17 protein-coding genes are annotated in these 18,166 nt (G+C 60.1%); 11 read left to right on the plus strand and 6 right to left on the minus strand.

Annotated features, from left to right (window positions below; all coding sequences use genetic code 11):
* Positions 1-145: 145 nt before the first annotated feature.
* The 7 genes from H5P28_RS07110 (at position 146) to H5P28_RS07140 (ending at position 7,189) form a co-directional block, all read left to right on the plus strand.
* Positions 146-1,411, plus strand: a complete 1,266-nt coding sequence (locus H5P28_RS07110; RefSeq protein WP_185675011.1) for a hypothetical protein — start codon at positions 146-148, stop codon at positions 1,409-1,411.
* Complete coding sequence (locus H5P28_RS07115; protein WP_185675012.1) at positions 1,408-1,761, plus strand: hypothetical protein; 354 nt, start codon at positions 1,408-1,410, stop codon at positions 1,759-1,761. Before H5P28_RS07110 ends, H5P28_RS07115 begins: the two co-directional genes overlap by 4 nt.
* Positions 1,761-2,942: a zonular occludens toxin domain-containing protein gene (locus H5P28_RS07120; protein WP_185675013.1), complete on the plus strand. Its 1,182-nt coding sequence runs from the start codon at positions 1,761-1,763 to the stop codon at positions 2,940-2,942. The genes H5P28_RS07115 and H5P28_RS07120 overlap by 1 nt, the downstream gene beginning before the upstream one ends.
* Positions 2,920-3,252: a hypothetical protein gene (locus H5P28_RS07125; RefSeq protein WP_185675014.1), complete on the plus strand. Its 333-nt coding sequence runs from the start codon at positions 2,920-2,922 to the stop codon at positions 3,250-3,252. The genes H5P28_RS07120 and H5P28_RS07125 overlap by 23 nt, the downstream gene beginning before the upstream one ends.
* A gap of 507 nt (positions 3,253-3,759) precedes the next feature.
* Entirely contained in the window at positions 3,760-4,746 is a 987-nt protein-coding gene (locus H5P28_RS07130) for a hypothetical protein (protein ID WP_185675015.1), read from the plus strand.
* 435 nt (positions 4,747-5,181) lie between these two features.
* Complete coding sequence (gene malQ, locus H5P28_RS07135; protein ID WP_185675016.1) at positions 5,182-6,729, plus strand: 4-alpha-glucanotransferase; 1,548 nt, start codon at positions 5,182-5,184, stop codon at positions 6,727-6,729.
* A 109-nt stretch (positions 6,730-6,838) separates the two neighbouring features.
* The gene (locus tag H5P28_RS07140) at positions 6,839-7,189 is read left to right on the plus strand and encodes a hypothetical protein (protein ID WP_185675017.1); all 351 of its coding nucleotides are present in this window, start codon (positions 6,839-6,841) and stop codon (positions 7,187-7,189) included.
* Positions 7,190-7,208: 19 nt separating this feature from the next.
* On the opposite strand, the gene orn is transcribed toward H5P28_RS07140, so the two are convergent.
* Both orn and H5P28_RS07150 read right to left on the minus strand, forming a co-directional pair.
* Positions 7,209-7,739, minus strand: a complete 531-nt coding sequence (gene orn / locus H5P28_RS07145) for an oligoribonuclease (protein ID WP_185675018.1) — start codon at positions 7,737-7,739, stop codon at positions 7,209-7,211.
* A 9-nt stretch (positions 7,740-7,748) separates the two neighbouring features.
* Positions 7,749-8,288 carry an adenine phosphoribosyltransferase gene (locus H5P28_RS07150; protein ID WP_221773376.1) on the minus strand — a complete coding sequence of 180 codons (540 nt, stop codon included), beginning with the start codon at positions 8,286-8,288 and terminating at the stop codon, positions 7,749-7,751.
* A gap of 48 nt (positions 8,289-8,336) precedes the next feature.
* Between H5P28_RS07150 and H5P28_RS07155 the strand changes: the two genes are divergently transcribed.
* A complete protein-coding gene (locus H5P28_RS07155) occupies positions 8,337-8,927 on the plus strand; it encodes a 5-formyltetrahydrofolate cyclo-ligase (RefSeq protein ID WP_185675020.1) in 591 nt (196 codons plus the stop codon).
* A gap of 86 nt (positions 8,928-9,013) precedes the next feature.
* Positions 9,014-9,388, plus strand: a complete 375-nt coding sequence (locus tag H5P28_RS07160; RefSeq protein WP_343075471.1) for a RidA family protein — start codon at positions 9,014-9,016, stop codon at positions 9,386-9,388.
* Positions 9,389-9,435: 47 nt separating this feature from the next.
* Here H5P28_RS07160 and ovoA read toward each other — a convergent pair whose 3' ends face one another.
* The 3 genes from ovoA to acs all read right to left on the minus strand — a co-directional run bounded on the left by ovoA (position 9,436) and on the right by acs (position 14,804).
* Complete coding sequence (gene ovoA / locus H5P28_RS07165) at positions 9,436-11,577, minus strand: 5-histidylcysteine sulfoxide synthase (protein ID WP_185675022.1); 2,142 nt, start codon at positions 11,575-11,577, stop codon at positions 9,436-9,438.
* A 233-nt stretch (positions 11,578-11,810) separates the two neighbouring features.
* Positions 11,811-12,725, minus strand: a complete 915-nt coding sequence (locus H5P28_RS07170) for a substrate-binding periplasmic protein (RefSeq protein WP_185675023.1) — start codon at positions 12,723-12,725, stop codon at positions 11,811-11,813.
* A gap of 120 nt (positions 12,726-12,845) precedes the next feature.
* Positions 12,846-14,804 (minus strand): acetate--CoA ligase, encoded by a 1,959-nt coding sequence (acs, locus tag H5P28_RS07175; protein WP_185675024.1) that lies wholly within the window; start codon positions 14,802-14,804, stop codon positions 12,846-12,848.
* Positions 14,805-14,968: 164 nt separating this feature from the next.
* Between acs and H5P28_RS07180 the strand changes: the two genes are divergently transcribed.
* Positions 14,969-16,072, plus strand: a complete 1,104-nt coding sequence (locus H5P28_RS07180; protein ID WP_185675025.1) for a glycosyltransferase family 4 protein — start codon at positions 14,969-14,971, stop codon at positions 16,070-16,072.
* 228 nt (positions 16,073-16,300) lie between these two features.
* On the opposite strand, the gene H5P28_RS07185 is transcribed toward H5P28_RS07180, so the two are convergent.
* Complete coding sequence (locus tag H5P28_RS07185; RefSeq protein WP_185675026.1) at positions 16,301-16,792, minus strand: 6-pyruvoyl trahydropterin synthase family protein; 492 nt, start codon at positions 16,790-16,792, stop codon at positions 16,301-16,303.
* Between the two features lie 196 nt (positions 16,793-16,988).
* Here H5P28_RS07185 and H5P28_RS07190 point away from each other — a divergent pair, with 196 nt between their 5' ends.
* Complete coding sequence (locus tag H5P28_RS07190) at positions 16,989-18,134, plus strand: glycosyltransferase (RefSeq protein ID WP_185675027.1); 1,146 nt, start codon at positions 16,989-16,991, stop codon at positions 18,132-18,134.
* Positions 18,135-18,166 lie beyond the last annotated feature (32 nt).

Below are 18,166 nucleotides of genomic sequence, written 5' to 3' on the forward strand. Positions count from 1 at the left end.
TCCACATGGACGAAATCCAACTCCTACAGGAAATCCTAGGCCAGATGCAGGCGCTTAACGCTCAAATGCGCGTCGCGTTAGAGTCACAGGTTGCAGCTGTCGTAATCCTGATTTGGGCCTTGTTCTGGTCACAACAGCGCTAGTAATGAAACGCCTAATCCTCATAGCTTTGCTTCCGCTTTTCGCTTCGGCTTCTCAAGCCTTTTACTATGAGGGCCGGGCTAACTACAAGACGGGTAGCTCTGGTGCCACGACAGACCACAAGACCGGAGGTGCAAGCTTCTCGGTCGGTGACGGTGGGGAATGGAGCTACACCGCGAATTCGTCTTTCGTGCTCCAGTTGCACACGGTGTATGTCTATGCCGACAGCAGTAAGGCGACTCTTTTGTCCTCAGGTGGCACAAGTGGCAGCTTTGTTGCTGCGGACGGCCTGACAGTCTCTTGGACTACGGATCAAGTCACGGATAAGAAGTACGTAATCACCTTCAGAGGAACGGCTACGGGCGATCCAGACCCCGATCCTGACCCTGATCCGGAGCCATCAGAAGCCCTGTATTTTCACAACGCCGAAACGGGGGAAATCTATAATGGCACGGATGAGCCGCAGACCTATATTTACAGTATCGTCCACGAAGACGGCACGGTAGAGACCGGAGAGGTTACCTTGCAGCCGGGCGAGAGTAAGACGATCCACGGCGGCAGTCGTCTTGACCCGTATTCAATGAGCGTTTGGAAAAAGAACTCTGACGGGACTTTGACAAAGGTGGGTGATTACGCCTCTAGTACGAGCGAGTCAGACGGCGAAACGCCTATCAACTCTTCCCCCACAGTCAAAGGTAGTGACGGCTCATCAACATCCACGCTTTCCCCGGGCGATAAGGGCCGGGCTGATGCCTCGGGGGCGAGCACTGATACGACGATTCAGGAGACGAATTCCGAAGCTCGACACCAAGAACAGCTAGAGCAAGAGCGCAAGATTGCCCAGGCTGAGAAGGCGGAACTTGAACGCATCCGGCAGGCGGTTCGCGAGAGCGCAGAAGCGGCTAAGGACGTGGCTAAATCTATCGGTAAGTCTGGTGATGGATCGGGCGTCTCAGCTGACGGCGACAACTACCCCGAGGGGCCAGAATGGGGCGAAGGTGACACCGAAGAACTAGACGGCATCGGCGGCATGGTGGACCGCATCATTAATTCATTGCCGTCCCTAGAGGCTCTGCCCGTCGTCAGTGGGCGCAACTACACGTATGAGATAAACGGCGGTGATTTCCACGGTATGGACCTGAATTTCACCTTTGACCTAACGGCCCATCGTCAAGTCATCGAATTAGTGCGCATACTGGAGGAAGCTATCGTATTAGTGATGTTCGTCATAGCGTGCGTGAATCTCATCCGTGGAGGGTTCGCATCATGAGCATTCTTGGGCTTCTTGAAGACTTGCTAGGATGGGTGCAAAAGCTCTCAAAGCCGATGCAGCTACTCTTTGCGCCGATCATTGGTTTCCTGACCGCCTCTTACGCCATCATTGCGTATACTATGGCGATGCTGAATAAGCTCATCCTGTGGATTGACGAGCGTGTAGCCGGTATGGATTTGACGGTTGGCAATCACCATCTGGATTCGGTTGCGTCTGATTTCTGGGTGTCGGTCAACACCTTTGTTCCGCTCGATCTGATGTTCGCATTAGGAACGATCCTGTTAGCACTTCGCGGCGTTATGGCTGTCGTTCGCATCGTTAAATCCTTCATTCCGACTATCGCCTGATGAAAGACGCAATCTTTAGAGTCTTTGCCGGTACGCTCGGTAGTTATAAGTCCTATCACGGCGTTGTAGAGGCTATGGAAACCCTTGAGCGCGGCGGCATCGTCATGACGAATATCGAGCTCCGTTGGCAGCGTCTCAAGTACTGGTTCGAGGACGAAAAAGACCTGTTGCTCGATGATCGCCAGTATGTGCACATTGACCCCGAAAGGGCTTCGTCGTTCGTTGATCTGCTCGTGAAAGGTGAGCGAGACAAGCCCAATAAGCTCATCATTGACGAGGCGGGCCTGCACCATAACACGATGGACAAGCGCCAGATGGACCGCGCGGTTCTGGAAATGATCGTCCACGCTCGAAAGCTCCACATTGATACGGTTTTCATCGCTCACCACTTCACGGAGATTTTGGCGCAGATCCGCAACAAAGCGCAAAGTGTCTTATGGTTCCGAGATCTCCAGAAGATGAAATGGCTAGGCATAGGTTTGCCGATTCCGGCTTACATCTTCGCGGAAGTAGACGCCCGTAATCCGAAGCTGAAATATGATTCAGCGTTCCGCTGGAAACGTAAATTCATCTACAAGCTTTATGTCTCCCATGACATACAGTCGAAAGCCTTAGAGGTTATCCGCTCCGCGCCTCAAATCGAGGTCAAGAAGGTCGAACACGCGGTGACGAAAGCTGACACCGTGCGCCGCTCTGCCCGTCGTTGGGTGCGCCGTTTAGCCTTTGGCGGTTTGATGGCCGGGGCCGGAGCGCTCTTTGCCGGTCAGGGCGAGAGCGAGCCGGTAGCGGCCCCCGTCTCTCCTGTCGCAATTAGCCAGGCAGAAACCGCCGCGGCGGTCGATCAATCCGTGACTCTAGAGCCTGTACCCGAAAAACCGGATCGCACGATAAAGGCTTTCACGATCCAAGGTCGCGCACGCATGTTAGATCCGCAGAGAGCGGATCAGGTCGGTTATTGCACGTTTGATTTCGTGTCTTTGCGCCTCGGTGACGGTCGAGTTATCCGCGAGACGCATCCTGACTTTGGCGGCTTCCGCAGAGCGGACAATACCGCGCTGATAGCGGGCGAGGTCTTTACCTATGTGCCCGTCGTTGAAAATTTCCCGGCTGATGAGCAGCAGGGCCAAAAACAACCAAACAATAAAATACTAAAATATAATGAAGCACTTAGTAATCCGTGAAGAGAACATCGAGGTCCAGCACTCCGGCGAATCCGTGAAGGATGGCCGCAAATACGCGGCCTCTATTATGGTCACCATCGCCGCTAGCGGCTTTGACTCGCAGTTGTCCTTTATGGCTCCGGCCACGCTCGAAGCGCTGAAGCTTATGGGGATCGAAACGCCCGGCTCCAAGGCCCGCCATAAGGTCAAGGAGGCCATTTGGGTGATCGCGCCGGGATTCGGCCAGAAGAACTTCGCGAAGATCCGCGCCGAAAGCCTTCAGAAGTTCGACGCGAAGCCCTACGCCGAGAATCCGCTGGCCGCTGCCTGATGGCCCGCGTACATCGCAGTTTTTGCGGAGAGGTCGGGCCGTCTGGTCCGGCCTCTCTGTCTTCCGGCTCTGCCGTTGCCCCATCCAATAGAGGCCACCAGCCGAAGGCGGGTCTCCCGTCATCACCGACTGACCTAGCTTCAGCTAGGTCCCCTGGCTATCTACTGTTTTATCCCCCACTGAAAAAGCTGTACTCAGCTTTTGCTCACCCTTGGCGGCATCGCCGCCAAGACCATAGAGGGTTTTGTCCCGCTGGCGGGGCCGCATCGCGGCCCCTCATGAGGCAAAGCCTCATCATCGTGTTTGCAAGGTGCAGCCGGTGGCTAAGTCGCCCCGGAGAAGCTGCGTTGGCGGGCTCAACTAGCCCGCGCAGCTTCGCAGGATTAGGCGACGAAATAGCGAACTATCCAAGGGCGCTCCCTGCCCTTGCACTCTTCGCCCTGCCCTATGCCCCGAAGACGCGCCAGAGGAGCCGTAGAATGCCTGATTTCGGCCTCGCTGTCCCGCATGCCAACGAAAAAACCCGATCTGCGCTCACAGACCGGGTTTCAACAAATAGAAAATCTAGGAGAATTTTCGATGCAAAGCCCTGTACATTCTCGAACGAATGTCAAGTCTCGAACGAAAACGAGCGGCGCAGATTTTGCCGCAAGTGCGCCTCCGGCGCACGCGGCAAAATCGCCCGCCGCTCTTCCTTGTCTAGAAACAAACAACTCAATCCAAAGCTACAGGCCGACAGCGCAAAAAGCCTCCAAATTGATCATTGCTGAAGCTGTCCTGGAGCTAATCCAAATCGAAGGAATAGAGACAATCCTGTTCGGTACCCTGACGTTTCCTAAACCTGTCACCTTGAAGGAAGCTCAAAAGGCGTGGAATAGTGCTGCCAGCAACGCTATTCGGCCAGCTATCCTTAAGGGATGCCGGATATTGGAGCCTCACAAGTCTAGACAGCCGCATTACCATCTGGTCATTGCAACGGGTCAAGACGTGCGCCGGGGCTTCGATTTTGACGCTTACCAAGAGGCCAGAGCGCATCATTGGGCCTCGGCCGAGGGGCGCAAAGCGACTCGTATCTATGGGGCAAGTGCCAACGATGAGTTGCGGGAATGGTGGACATTCTTCCGGCGTCTGGAACGGTTCGGCTTTGGTCGTAGTGAAGCCGTACCGATTTACAAGGCAGGCGAAGCGGCAGCAGAATACGCAAGCAAGTACGTATCCGACCTAGATAGGCCGATTGAGTTTCGGGGCGCTCGTCTATATGCTCCTATCAACTGGAAGCCGTCAACTAAGCGCGGGTTTGGTTTCGTTGAGTCAGGCCGGGCTTGGCGGCTTGCGGTCGCAAAGATCGCACAAGATCTAGGTTTTACCTCAGAGGCGGACTTTCGCCGGGAGTTCGGCTCTAACTGGGCTTGGGGATTGCGGGGTACTATTTTCAGCATTGCCCAAGACATCAAGGCAGAGCATAGCCAACGTGCCCAAAATGAGGCAACTTGAGTTTGAGTTTGTGCAGCGACCCAAGGTCCTGTTTTTGGTGCGACGCCGTACCCGCATGGGCGAAGTCATAAAGGTTTCCGTTCTAGCGGATAAGCCGGAGCATTTCTTTGTGACGCGGTACAAGTCAGAGGCTCGTTTGATAGCGCGTTGGCTTGCTTCCTGCATCAAAACCGGGCATATTTTGGTCTGGATCGGTAAAGATTGGGGAATTTCTCCCCGGCTTCCGGTGTGCATAAGATAAGCTTCGCTTATGGGCAAAGCCTACGGATTCAAAAAGCCGTTGACCGTAGGGGCACTACCCCAGCCCGACTAGGCCAGACAGACTAAACATTATGCCTATATTGTTGGGCGGGATCTGCGGACCCATGAAGTGCGTCCTCTCCCCTTTGTTTTTGACGGTTGGGGCTTGGGGTTCCAAGCTCTGATGAAACATTTATGGATTCACCACTCTTTCCCTGGCTCGAAAAACGTCATGCCGGTGTCCTGTTGCACCCGACTTCCCTGCCTGGAGACCTTGGCATCGGGCAACTCGGGCGTGAAGCGCGAAGACTCGTCGATTTTCTGGCGGCGGCCGGAATACGTTACTGGCAGCTTTGTCCAATGGGGCCAACCGGGTATGGTGACTCGCCCTACCAGTGTTTTTCCTCCCATGCCGGAAATCCCTATCTAATCGACCTGCAAGCTCTGGTCGGTTTCGGGTTGCTCAAGGACAGCGAACTGAAGCCTCTGCGGCAACTCCCCCACGAGTATGTGGACTATGGTAGTCTTTATCAGCGTTTTTGGCCTATTCTCGAACTCGCCTGTCAGCGTTATGGTGCCAAACCTGAGGGACTGTCCGGCTACGGGTCTTATGTCGAGTTTTGCGAAAAAGAGGCTGATTGGCTTACCCCTTATGCCGCTTTCACGGCTTGCAAGGCTCATTTTAAGGGAAAGCCGTGGTTTGAATGGCCGAAAAAGCTCTGCACCTACCGGGGGTTCCAAAAAAGCGATCTGGCTCAAGCGCTTGATTCCCAGATGGATGCCGTTCGCTTCACTCAGTATCTGTTTTTTGCCCAGTGGCGACAACTGCGGGCTTACGCTGCCGAGAAGGGCGTCGGCATTATCGGAGATGTACCGATTTTTGTCGCATTGGACAGCGCTGATGTCTGGACCCGACCCGAGCTTTTCCAGCTCGGTAAGGACGGGCAACCGACCGCTGTGGCGGGAGTCCCGCCGGATTATTTTTCGCCGCTGGGACAGCTTTGGGGAAATCCCCTCTTTGACTGGGAGCAGCATAAAAAGGACGGCTACGCCTGGTGGATTCAACGATTGGAGGCGAATTTCAGGCTCTACGACGTCGTCCGGCTCGACCATTTCCGGGGCTTTGAGTCCTACTGGTCCATTCCCGCCGGGGCCAAGGATGCCCGGGGCGGAAAATGGGAAGCGGGTCCGGGGCTGGACTTTTTCCGGGCGGTGCAGAAAGCCATCCCCGAGGCAAAGCTGATCGCGGAGGACCTGGGTGACATCACCCCCGAGGTGCGTGCCATGCACACGGCCACCGGCCTGCCGGGCATGGCGATTTTGCAATTCGCGTTCGGCTCGGGGCCGGAAAACCTTTACCTGCCCCATAACCTCTCCCGCAACAGCGCGACCTACCCCGGGGTCCACGACAACGACACGACGCTGGGCTGGTATCGCTCGGCCGACGGGGCGACCCAGGACCACTTCCGGCGTTACTTCGGCGTGGACGGTTCGGTGCCGCAGTGGGACTGCGTGCGGGCCGCCTACCGCTCGGTCTCGCGGCTGGCGGTGATCCCGATGCAAGACCTGATGAACCTCGGCTCGGAGGCCCGGCTGAACCGCCCCGGCGAAGCCGCCGGCAACTGGCAATGGCGCTACCATGCCGAGCAACTCGACACGCTCTGGCGCGGGAGCGCAACTTACCTGCGCGGGCTGGCGGAGCTCTACGGACGGCTGGAACCCGAGGATACCAGCTCCAAGTAGATTTTAGGGTGAAGCTTCGTCCCCTTCACGAGAACGGCAACCTTCAAACCGGAAGATTATCAAAGGCGCGAACAATGCCTGCCGGCTTTATGCCACCCTGCTCCTGCTGATGATCGTCGGCGGTTGCCGCGGCGATTCCCAAGTGAGGCTTTCGGCGGAGCAGCAGGCGGCCATTGTCCGGGAAGCTGAGGCGATTTTTACGCGTGAGCATGTAGCGAAACTCGAATACACGAAGCGGCTCATGCCCGACGCCAATATCTCGCCCACGCTTACCGCCCTCGGCGCTGAGCGTGTCTGGCTAAAGCCGACGGGGCTGTATGTCCGCATGGAAGACGGCTTTGTCAGCGAACGGGGGTACTATATTCCTGCACCGACTGTAGATCAAGGGAGTCTCAGCCCGCACACCGACCCCTCGTATATCAAAGTCGCTGAAAATCTTTATCAGTACGAGTACCGGTAGCGGGCCGGGGCGCACTCGTTCAGCCCTGCATAAAGCTGAGATAGTAGCGCAGTTCGCCGATGGACTCGCGGATGTCGTCGAGGGCGCGGTGGGTGCCCTTTTTGGAAAAGCTTTTGCCGTAGCAGGTCTGGAAGACGACCTTAAAGCTGCTCACATCGAGCATGCGGTAGTGCAGCTTTTGGGAAAACTTCGGCAGGTAGCGGTCCACGAATTTACGGTCCTGGCCGATGGAGTTACCCGCCAGCAGGACGGGGTCCGGCCCGAAGTGCGCGGCGAGCGTGTCGAGGAGTTTTTCCTCCAGCTCGTCCTCGCCGATGCCGCTGGCCACGCGGTCCACGAGGCCGCTTTCGGTGTGCGTTTTTTTACACCAGTCGTTCATGGCGGCCAGGGTCTCCGGCTCCTGATAGATGGCGGTGTCGTAGGTCGCCAGTTCGTTAAAATCCTTGTCGGTCACGATCCAGGCCGCCTCCAGGATGCGGTCGGTTTGCGGGTCGAGTCCGGTCATCTCCAGATCGAGCCAGAAGAAAACGCCGTTGGTGTCGTTTGGCATGGCCGAGGGTTACTCGCTTTCGTTGAAGTTACACAGGGCAAAGGTGTGGATACCGTCCTCGTGCAGCAGTTGCTGCCCGGGAAGCTCGCTCAGGTTGATGATGGCGGCAAAGTCCACGCGTTCGGCGCCGAGGCGCCGCATGAGCCGGATTGCTGCCAGGGCGGTGCCGCCAGTGGCCAGCAGGTCGTCAATCACAAGCACCCGTTGGCCGCGGATGGTGTCGGTGTTGTGGACTTCAATCGTAGCCTGGCCATATTCGAGCGTGTAGTTTTCGCTCAAGGTCTCGGCGGGGAGCTTACCCTTCTTGCGGACGAGCACGAGCGGCAGGCCCAGTTCATAGGCCAGCGCCCCGGCCAGGACGAAGCCCCGGGCATCAATACCGGCCAGGCAGTTCAGGTCGCGTTCACGTGCCCAGCCAACGAGGCTCTTGATGACGGCGCGGAAGCAGTCGGCGTTTTCAAAAAGCGTGGTGACGTCGCGAAAATTAATGCCCGGCTTGGGCCAGTCACGAATGGTCCGGATATTTGACTTTATTGCCTCTTCGGTCATGGATGCTTCCAGAAAAAAGCTTCCCACCCGCATGACAACCCAAATCCCATGCCTTCGTCAATGAACTCCCATTCGCAAAAAAGCTTCCTGCGCACAGAAGTCCGCGCCCGTCGCCGGGGAATGCTCTGGCAGGAGGTCGAAGCTGCCAGTGGCGATATCTGTGCGCGGGTCAACGGACTGGCCGCCTGGCGCGAGGCGCGCACCGTCTGCGCCTACCTCTCGCTGGGTAACGAAGTCTGCACGCACGCGCTGGTCGGTGGCGCGGTTTCGGATAAAGTGATTCTCGCGCCCAAGTCGCACGACGGCGGCCGTATGAGCTGGCACCGTTTGCGTGATTGGGAGTCGCTCGCGCCGGGGATGTTTGGCATCCTGGAGCCGCCCGAGTCCGAACCGGCGGTCGAGCCGCCGTGCCCCGATCTTGTGCTGGTACCGGGACTGGCCTTTGACCGGCTGGGGCACCGTCTCGGGCACGGAGGGGGTTACTACGATCGCTTCCTCGCCGGTGTCTCTGGGGTAAAGGTCGCCCTCGCCTACTCCTGGCAGATCCGGGGCGACATCCCCTATGAACGCCACGACATCTGCATGGATGCCATCGTCACCGAGCGGGAAGTCATTTCTGTGCGCACTTCGCGTCTGTAGCTTTTGGCCGGAGGACAGGGCTTGCCATCGCGGCTGGAGCGGTCAAGGGTTTGCGCCTTACCCACCCTTTTACTTCCTCCGTCATGATGAAAAAAATCCACACAGACAATGCCCCCAAAGCCATCGGCCCTTACAGCCAGGGAATCGCCATCGAGGGGTGGTTTTACAGCTCCGGGCAGATTCCGCTCGGGTTGGACGGTCAGGTCGTCGGCGACGACATCGAGACACAGTCCGAACAGGTATTCGCCAACCTGCGGGCTGTGCTGGAGGCCGCAGGTTCCTCGCTCGGACAGGTGGTCAAGACGACCGTTTTCCTTAAAAATCTGGAAGACTTCGCCAAGCTCAACGCTATTTATGAAAAAGCCTTCGGCGACCACAAGCCGGCCCGCTCCTGCGTGCAGGTAGCGCGCCTGCCGCGCGACGTGCTGGTCGAGATCGAAGTCATCGCCCGCCAGGGATGAAGCTTTTTGCTTAAAGTGGTTAAGTATTAAAGTCCGAAGGGCTCCCTTTACCCAAGTTCCCAGAAGGTAACCTCGGAAACGGCGTAGTCCCAGGAGCGGCCGCTGCGGCGCAGGGCGAGCGGCAGGTTGACCGGTTCGCGGGCTTCGCGGAATTTCGTCAGGGCGGCGGCGAGGCCGTCGCGGGTGCTGACGTTTTCGCCGGTCGCGTCCTTGTAGCCGCCGATCCAGTTCTCCTTTTTTGTCTGGTCCGTGCGCCACTCGTTTGTGCAGGCGATGACGAGCAGCCCACCGGGATTGAGCCGTTCATGGACGGCAGAAAGGAACTTCGCCGGGTCGTAAGAGCGCTCCAGCAGGTTCGTTACGAGGATCAGGTCAAAGCCCCGGTAAAGGTCTTTCATGTTGGCCAGATCGGCCTGCATGAACTCGACCTTGCCGCGCGAGCCGTCGAGCCCGAGGTCTTTCAGGTTCGCCTGCCGGAAATCGAGCAACTCGCCCTCACGGGGAATTTCCCACTGGGTGTAGCCCTTGTCGGTCATCTCCACGCCGATGCGGATGGTGCGGGCGGTCGGGTCGAGCGCGAGGACGGAGTCGAACTCCACCGCCAACTCGAAGGCCGTGCGCCCGACCTTGCAGCCGATTTCCATGGCCTTGCCACGGGGGCGACCCTGCACAGCGGCGAGGCATACCTGAGCGAGCTTTTCGGGGAAATTCTCCAGCCCGAGCGCGTCGGGGCCGTAGTGTTGCTCGCAGTACGGGACCACGTCGGGGTCGGTCTCGTAGCGGTCGTCGGGGATGACTACCTCGGCCTCGGCCTCGACGTAACGGAAGCCCGCGTGCTGGTAAAAGTGCCGCCGGAAGGCGTAGCGCGACTGGCGGGTGGCCTCGTTGCCGGTGGATATCCACGAACCACCCTTGATCAGGTTGTGCTTGGTGTCAAAGGTCGGGGTGGAAAAGTCGTCATAGAGCGGGTGGACCTCGAAGCCGGGCAAGCCCGCGATGGGCGTCTCGGTATGTTGCCAGACATTGCCGAGGATGTCGTAAAAGCCGTGCCCGAAGCCGTGCCGATCCACCGGGACGGAGGAGGCGGCCTCCTCCAGATTGAGGTTGCCGGGGGTCTTTTGCCAGGCGTCCATGTCGGGCGTTCCGGTGTGGTCGAGCAGGCGGACCCACTCCTCCTCCGTCGGCAGGCGCACGGGCTGGCCAGTGCGGGCGGCTTTCCAGTTGCAGAAGGCTTTTGCCTCCAGGTAATTCGTCTCCACCGGCCAGGACCAGGGCATGTCAATCTCCTCCAACATGCAGCGCAGGCGGTAGGAACCATCGTCGCCGTGCCGCCAGAAGCGCGGCATCCCGCGCCCCTCGTAGGTGGCCCAGTGCCAGCCCTCGTCGGTCCAGAGGTCGCGGTTCGTGTAGCCGCCGTCCTCGATAAACTCCAGAAACTCGCGGTTGCTGACGAGGTACTTCGACGCCTTGAAAGCAGTCACTTCCGTTTCGCGGTGGCCGTACTCGTTGTCCCAGCCGTAGAATTTTCCGTGCTCGCGGGATTTGCCCAAAACGACTTCGCCGCCGGGCACGTCAAGCAGTTCGTTGGCGGGCGGCGCGGTGTCGAGCCGGGCCGGTTCCCAGGCCGGGTGCTTCTGGACTAGGTCGAGCGGGAGCTGGCGGATGAGCACGGACGAGGTTTCCAGGTGGATGCGCTCGTGCTCGATCCCCATGAGGATGATCCAGAACGGGCTGCCCCAACCGATGGGTAGCGTGAGCGGCAGCGACGTGATCAAGCCGTCAATGGCGGCGCGGGCCTTGTCGCGGTACGCCTTGACCGCCTCGGGCGTCGGCCACTCGTAGTGGGCCTCGTTGAGGTCGTCCCAGCTCATTTCGTCCACGCCGATGGCGCAGAGCGATTCGAGTTTGGGGTCGAGCCGGTGGTCGAGGATTTTGCCCAGCACGAGCTTGTTGATAAAAAAGACCGCCGTGTGGCCGTAGTAGAAAATCAGCGGATGGCGCAGCGGGTCGGCCCGGGTGGTGTAGGCTTCGGGGCTGGCCAGCGTCTCAAAGAGCGCCTCGTAGGCATCGTAGGTGGCGTGGAAATAGCTGCGAATTTCCTCGCGTTTGGCTTCGGGGTCGCCGGTGTCGAGGCGGGGTGAATACGGACGGGCGAAGTCGAGCGTCTCGGCGGAATAGAGAGTAGGCATGGTCGCTGAGGGATTAAAATGATACGATGACCTACTACCCTACCCAATCCTCCGGCCCTGACAACCCGGAGATTTATTTTCTTTGCGTCGGCTGAAACAACCGAACCTCACTGCGGGATTGATAAAATCCTTAACAGAAAGGCCGGAAAGAAGGGAATATGCGTTTTCCACTCCTTTACGTCCTTCCCGATCTTCCTGTTAAATCTTTTCTTTTATCAAAATGGCATAAGAGATCAGAGATCGGTGGCGTAGGGCAGCCACTTTTTGATGACTTTGCCCAAGTCGCCCGAGCTGCGAAACTCCATCAAAAAGGCGTTGGCCTGGTCGAGCAGTTCGGAGTCGTCCTTGCGGACGGCCCAGGCCAGGTACTCCTCGCTCAGCGAGACCACCATCGGGCTCAGGCCGTTGCTTTCGTTTTCCGAGGCCATCCACCAGATGATGGGCGAGTCGTCGATAAACATGTCGATCTTGCCCGCCACGAGGTCGGGAAGCGCGTCTTCGGCGTTTTTATACGGCACGCGTTCGGCGTAGATGAAATTCTCCTGCACGAAGAGGTCGCCGGTCGTCCCGGACTCGACCCCCACCTTGCCCTTGGCGTTGAGCAGGGCGAGCGTGTTGGTGTACTTGTTGAGGTCGGCGCGGCGCACGAGCGGCATCTGGCCGACCTTCATGTACGGCTGGGTGAAGTTGATCCGGATGGCCCGCATCTCGGTAAAAGACATGCCCGACATGATGATGTCGATCTGGTTGTCCAGCAGCGCGGGGATGAGCTGGTTGAAGGGCATCTGTACGAACACGACTTCACGCCCGAGCTTCGCGCCGAGGGCGCGGGCGGCGTCGGCGTCGATACCGGACACCTTGTCCCCTTGGAGGAAGATGATGGGCGGGCCGCTCGGGTTGACCCCGACCCGCAGCGTTTTCACTGACTTGGGCTTGGGCTGCTCACCGGCGAAGTCCGGGGCGAGCGGGCCGTTGCCGCCGTCTTTCTGGGTGGCGGCAGCGACAGTTTCCCCGGAGAAGTTCGGCGCGGTCGGGCCGTTGCCGTCCGTCGGCTTAAAGGCAAAGGCCGTCAGCAGGCCGAGAAACAGCAGGGAGAGAAGGCAGGTTTTGAGATGGCCCGTCAGCGGGCGCTTGTTGGAAAATAGCATAGCGGACAATTAGAGGATTGGCGCAGCAATAGCGCAGGGCTTGCGCCGCCGCAATCCTAAAAGCGGCGGCGCAACTCATTGCCCGGCACTGGCTTGGCAAAAAGCCGGGGGCGGATGAAATCAGCTCCCGCTCTGGTACTTGACCTTGATCTGCTCGACGATGGAGGGGTCCGCCAGCGTGGTGATGTTGCCCAGTGGGCGGTCCTCGGCGATGTCGCGCAGGAGGCGGCGCATGATTTTGCCCGAGCGGGTTTTCGGCAGGTCGGCCGAGAAGACGATCTTCTCGGGACGGGCGAATTTACCGATTTTCTCGTCCACCATGGCCATCAGTTCGGTGCGCCAGGCGGCTTCCTCGCCACTGGCCCCGCTGCGGATGATGACAAAGGCGACAAGCCCCTGCCCCTTGATCTCGTGCGGCACGCCGATGACAGCGCTCTCGGCCACCGCCGGGTGCGCCACACAGACGCTTTCCAGCTCGGCCGTGCCGATGCGGTGCCCGGAGACGTTAACCACATCGTCCACGCGCCCGGTGACCCAGATGTACCCGTCTTCGTCGCGGATCGCGCCGTCACCGGGGAAATAATACTTGCCGCCCCACTTGCACCAGTAGGTGTTGACGAAGCGCTCTTCGTCGCCCCAGATGCCGCGCAGCATGCCCGGCCAAGGCTTGCGGATGGCGAGCAGGCCGCGCTCGACCTCGTCGCCATTCTCGTCGATGACGGCGGCGTCGATCCCCGGGAACGGCAGCGTGGCCGAACCGGGCTTGGTCGGGATGGCACCGGGCAGCGGCGTAATCATGTGGCCGCCGGTTTCGGTCTGCCACCAGGTATCGACGATCGGGCAACGCTCGCCGCCGATGACGCGGTGGTACCACATCCAGGCTTCCGGGTTGATCGGCTCGCCCACCGTGCCGAGCAGGCGCAGGCTGGAGAGGTCGTGTTTGGTGACAAAGTCGTCGCCCCACTTCATGAAGGCGCGGATGGCGGTCGGGGCGGTGTAGAAAACGCTGACGCGGTACTTCTCCACGATTTGCCAGAAGCGCGATTCGTCCGGGTGGTTGGGCGCGCCCTCGTACATGACCTGGGTGACGGCGTTGGCCATCGGCCCGTAAACAATATAGCTGTGCCCGGTGATCCAGCCCACGTCCGCCGTGCACCAGTAAACGTCGGCAGGCTTGAGGTCGAAAGTCAGCTTCGAGGTCAGGTAGGTATAGACCATGTAGCCGCCGACGGTGTGCATGATGCCCTTGGGCTTGCCGGTGGAGCCGCTGGTGTAGAGCAGGAAAAGCATGTCCTCGGCGTCCATATCCTCGGCCGGGCACTCGTCCGAAACGCCGTCCACCTGGTCGTGGAACCAGTGGTCGCGGCCCGCCGTCCAGTTGTGCTTAAAGGGCTCACGGTCGCCGTGGCGCTGGATGACGAGCACCTGCTCGACGCAGTCGCACCCGGCGATGCCCTCGTCCACGATGTTTTTGAGCAACAGCTCCTTGCCGCGCCGCCAGGAGCCGTCGGCGGTGATGACGCACTTCGAGCTGGCGTCGAGTACGCGGTCCTTGACCGACTCCGAGGAGAACCCGGCGAAAATGACCGAATGCACGGCCCCGATGCGGGCACAGGCCAGCAGCGCGATGGCCAGCTCGGGGATCATGGGCAGGTAAATGGCAACCGAGTCGCCCTTGCCCACGCCGAGGCCCTTGAGCACGTTGGCGAAGCGGCAGACATCCTTGAGCAGTTGCTCGTAGGTCAGCTCACGGGTGTCGCCCGGCTCGCCTTCCCAGAGGATGGCGGTCTTGCCGCCCTGCCCCGCCTCGACATGGCGGTCCAGGCAGTTGAGGGTGATGTTGGTGCGTCCGCCCTCGAACCACTTGTAAAAGGGCGCATTATCGGCGTTGAGCACGCGGTTCCAGGGCTTCGTCCAGGTCAACTCGCTGGCGATCTCCGCCCAGAAGCCTTCGGGGTCTTCCAGGCTGCGGGCATGGAGCTGGCGATAGGCATCCAGACTGCCAACATGGGCCTGGGACGCGAAGTCCGCCGGCGGGTTAAAGAGACGTTCCTCGGTGGGGGTAAGAGAGTCACTCATAACTAAAATAACTAATGGGGATCAGCCTGTTTAATATTCCTCAAAAGTGCTAGCGGTCAAATGAAAAGTATCTTTCCGCCCTGCTCGACGAACCAGAAGAGTTCACGGGATCGGGACAGAGCTTTCGGTTTGCCATCGGGAGGGCGGCCGCCAGTCTCGGCTCCATGCAGATCAACCGGCTCGCCGTTTCGGAGGTTTCTGGAGACAACCAGACCGGGCGTTTTCACGGGTTGATCCGCGAACTGGCGCGTCACATCCCGCACATCGAGCACATTGTCGGCGGCAAGGGCATGTCCGGCTGGCAGGCGCGGCTGATTAACGGCCTGCCCCACCGCCGCGACAGTACTCAGGAGTGGTGGCGGCGGCAACGCAGCATCTTCGCGTACCGGGCCAAATCCAGGTACGTCGAGGACAAGATCCTCGCCATGAATCCGCGCCCGGACCTGTGCCTGCAAATGCTCCAGCACTTTTGCCCGTTTATGACGTCGCGGCGGCTGCCCTACGTCATCTACCTCGACTACACGATGGCGCAGGCGGCGGAGAACTTTCCCGGCTGGACCCGCGGCCGCAACCGCCTCCAGCTCGCCTGCCACATCCACGACGAAGGCGTGGCCCTGCGCAACGCGCTTCACCTCTTCAGCTTTACGGAAAACACCCGCCGCTACATCATGCGACGTTTTGGCGTGCCGGGCGAGAGAATCACCGCCGTCGGCGTGGGCGGCCCCCACGTGAACAGCGAACCGCGCGCACACCTCGACCCGCTCAAGCTGCTCTACGTCGGGCACGAGTTCGAGCGCAAGGGCGGACGGACGCTTTACGAAGCCTTCACTCGCCTGCGGACCAAGCATCCCGGCCTGAGCCTGACTGTCGTCGGTGACGATGCCGAAGCCCCGCCCGAGGGTGTCATCTGTTTGGGTAAAGTCTCCGACCCGGCGCAGATGAACCGCCTCTACCGCGAGGCTGGAGCCTTTGTCCTGCCCTCGCTCTGCGACCCCTCGCCGCTGGTTATTGTCGAGGCTATGCACCACGGGCTGCCCGTCGTCTCGACGCGCGTGGACGGCATTCCGGAAATGGTGCTGGACGGAAAAACCGGCCTGCTCGTCCCCCCGCGCGACAGCGCCGCGCTGGCCGACGCGCTCGATGCGCTCATCCGCCGCCCCGAGGCCGAGCGCCTCGCCATGAGTCGGGCCGGGCGCGCCCACGCGCAAACGCATTTCAACTGGCAGCGCACCGGCGAGAAAACCTGGGAGGTGCTTCAGCGCCTCTGAACGCACGCTTTCGCGAGAGATTCCGATGGTTTGTTTTTCGAGATAGAGTAATTGTTTAACCTCCTCTAAACAACGCTATGCCTGCGGACTCCACGCTCATTCTCGGCAGTGCCACCGGCTATCGCTTTTCACAGATAGCACACTTTGTCCGCAGCCTGCGCGGCCGCTGGGCCGAGGGAAACCCTTGAGTTTATTGGCGGTTGTCCTCAGGCGAAGGCTGACCGCGCCCTAGGGCCGCTGCCAGCAACTGGTGGCGCACTGGCCGGGACCGGAATAGACTTTTACCGTGATGGCGTGGATGGCCAGTTCGGTGCGGGCGGCGAGATCTTCGCAAAAGCGCCCCAGCAGCCACCCGGAAAGTTCCTCTACGGTGACATTGCGCAGCGGCAACACCAGCACGTCGCGCCGCAGGAAGGGCAGTCGCTCGTCCCCGAAAATGGCCGTTATCCCGGTCTCGGTTTCCTCTATCCGCAGGTACGGAGAACGCCCCGGCAGGAGGAAACGCTCGTTCAGCCCGGCACAATAGGCTTCGGCCTGCCGCTTGGCCACCGCGTAGTCGAAGGTCAGGCCGTTGTCGCCGACCTCGGCCGTGATTTCCACGCCGACTTGCCAGTTGTGCCCGTGGAGATTTTCGCGATCCGTGGCGGAGAAAATCGTAAAATGCCCGGCGGAAAACTTAAAATGCTCCTTGGCCAGTTCGAGGGTGGTCAGTTGCGGCATGGTTTTAGGAAAGTAGCCGCTCCCCTCCCCGACGGAAAGGGGAAAATTTCCCGCTCGCCCTATTCGCTGGATTTCTTTGGCGTCCGCGTTTTTGTTCCGGTTGCGAGATTGGGGAAAATCGCGCATTGCCAGCGGCGGGGCTGCACTGGCATGAATAACGGCTTCCGAAAACCGACCTTTTTTACCCAAGCGAAGCATGATTTTTCTCCTCATCCTCAGTTGCCTCTCACTGCTCATCTGGCTGGTGCTGACGCTGGGCAAGGGCCGCTTCTGGCGGGTGAGACTCCCGGCCAAGGCTGAGACCGCCCCTGCGATGTGGCCGGAGGTGGTCGCCGTCGTGCCTGCCCGCAACGAGGAAAACGGCATCGGCCAATGCGTGACGGGGCTGCTCTTGCAGGACTATCCCGGCGGGCTACGCGTGGTGGTGGTCAACGACCACAGCGAAGACGGCACCGTGGCCGAGGCACGGCAGGCGGCCAAGGCGCTCAAAAAACAGGACCGCCTCAACATCATCAACGCCGAGCCCCTCCCCTCCGGCTGGGCGGGCAAGGTCTGGGCCATGCACCAGGGGATCACGCGCGGCATCCCCGCCGAAGACCCCGCCGCCTTCGTCTGGCTGACCGACGCGGATATCTTTCACGGGCCGCAGGTCTTGCGCAGTCTTGTCGCGCAGGCACAGGAGCAGCGGCTGGCGCTAAATTCCCGCATGGTCATGCTCCGCGCGCTGGCGGCCTGGGAAAAGTTCCTCATCCCGGCCTTTGTTCATTTTTTCCGCCTGCTGTACCCCTTTGCCCGTGTCAACAACCCCGCTGACCGTCTGGCCGGAGGGGCGGGCGGGTGCATGCTCGTGCGGCGCGAAAGCCTCCGGCAAGCCGGGGGCCTGGAACCGATGCGCGGCGCGATCATCGACGACTGCACGCTGGCCGCCCGGCTCAAGCGCACCGGCCCCATCCGACTGGAGCTGACCCGCGACTCGCACAGCTTGCGCGGTTACGACGGGCTGGACGGCATCCTGCGCATGATCCGCCGCACCGCCTACACCCAGCTTAATTATTCGCCCGCCGTCCTCGTCGGCTGTCTGTTGGGAATGGCGCTTGTTTTCCTCGTACCGGTGGTTGGGACGTTTTTTGTCCCCGGCCCCTGGCGGGTCGTTCCGCTGGCGGCTTGGGCACTGATGAGCGCGACCTACGTACCGATGCTGCGCTTTTACTCCGGCAACCTCCTGACCGCCCCACTCCTGCCGGTCGTGGCGCTGTTTTACCTGAAAGCCACCATCGACTCCGCCCGCGCCCACCACGCCGGACGCGGCGGCGAATGGAAAGGCCGGTCGGGGAACGTTTGAGCGTTTGAAAGTGCGACTTCAATCGTCCCCGC

The organism is Ruficoccus amylovorans, from assembly GCF_014230085.1.
GTDB classification, from domain to species: Bacteria; Verrucomicrobiota; Verrucomicrobiia; order Opitutales; family Cerasicoccaceae; genus Ruficoccus; species Ruficoccus amylovorans.

What these genes read in the sequence shown, in the direction of transcription:
- H5P28_RS07110 (WP_185675011.1), top strand. Translation starts at nt 146, where the DNA reads ATGAAACGCCTAATCCTCATAGCTTTGCTTCCGCTTTTCGCTTCGGCT.
- H5P28_RS07115 (WP_185675012.1), top strand. Translation starts at nt 1,408, where the DNA reads ATGAGCATTCTTGGGCTTCTTGAAGACTTGCTAGGATGGGTGCAAAAG.
- H5P28_RS07120 (WP_185675013.1), top strand. Translation starts at nt 1,761, where the DNA reads ATGAAAGACGCAATCTTTAGAGTCTTTGCCGGTACGCTCGGTAGTTAT.
- H5P28_RS07125 (WP_185675014.1), top strand. Translation starts at nt 2,920, where the DNA reads ATGAAGCACTTAGTAATCCGTGAAGAGAACATCGAGGTCCAGCACTCC.
- H5P28_RS07130 (WP_185675015.1), top strand. Translation starts at nt 3,760, where the DNA reads ATGCCAACGAAAAAACCCGATCTGCGCTCACAGACCGGGTTTCAACAA.
- malQ (WP_185675016.1), top strand. Translation starts at nt 5,182, where the DNA reads ATGGATTCACCACTCTTTCCCTGGCTCGAAAAACGTCATGCCGGTGTC.
- H5P28_RS07140 (WP_185675017.1), top strand. Translation starts at nt 6,839, where the DNA reads ATGATCGTCGGCGGTTGCCGCGGCGATTCCCAAGTGAGGCTTTCGGCG.
- orn (WP_185675018.1), bottom strand. Translation starts at nt 7,739, where the DNA reads ATGCCAAACGACACCAACGGCGTTTTCTTCTGGCTCGATCTGGAGATG.
- H5P28_RS07150 (WP_221773376.1), bottom strand. Translation starts at nt 8,288, where the DNA reads ATGACCGAAGAGGCAATAAAGTCAAATATCCGGACCATTCGTGACTGG.
- H5P28_RS07155 (WP_185675020.1), top strand. Translation starts at nt 8,337, where the DNA reads ATGCCTTCGTCAATGAACTCCCATTCGCAAAAAAGCTTCCTGCGCACA.
- H5P28_RS07160 (WP_343075471.1), top strand. Translation starts at nt 9,014, where the DNA reads ATGAAAAAAATCCACACAGACAATGCCCCCAAAGCCATCGGCCCTTAC.
- ovoA (WP_185675022.1), bottom strand. Translation starts at nt 11,577, where the DNA reads ATGCCTACTCTCTATTCCGCCGAGACGCTCGACTTCGCCCGTCCGTAT.
- H5P28_RS07170 (WP_185675023.1), bottom strand. Translation starts at nt 12,725, where the DNA reads ATGCTATTTTCCAACAAGCGCCCGCTGACGGGCCATCTCAAAACCTGC.
- acs (WP_185675024.1), bottom strand. Translation starts at nt 14,804, where the DNA reads ATGAGTGACTCTCTTACCCCCACCGAGGAACGTCTCTTTAACCCGCCG.
- H5P28_RS07180 (WP_185675025.1), top strand. Translation starts at nt 14,969, where the DNA reads ATGCAGATCAACCGGCTCGCCGTTTCGGAGGTTTCTGGAGACAACCAG.
- H5P28_RS07185 (WP_185675026.1), bottom strand. Translation starts at nt 16,792, where the DNA reads ATGCCGCAACTGACCACCCTCGAACTGGCCAAGGAGCATTTTAAGTTT.
- H5P28_RS07190 (WP_185675027.1), top strand. Translation starts at nt 16,989, where the DNA reads ATGATTTTTCTCCTCATCCTCAGTTGCCTCTCACTGCTCATCTGGCTG.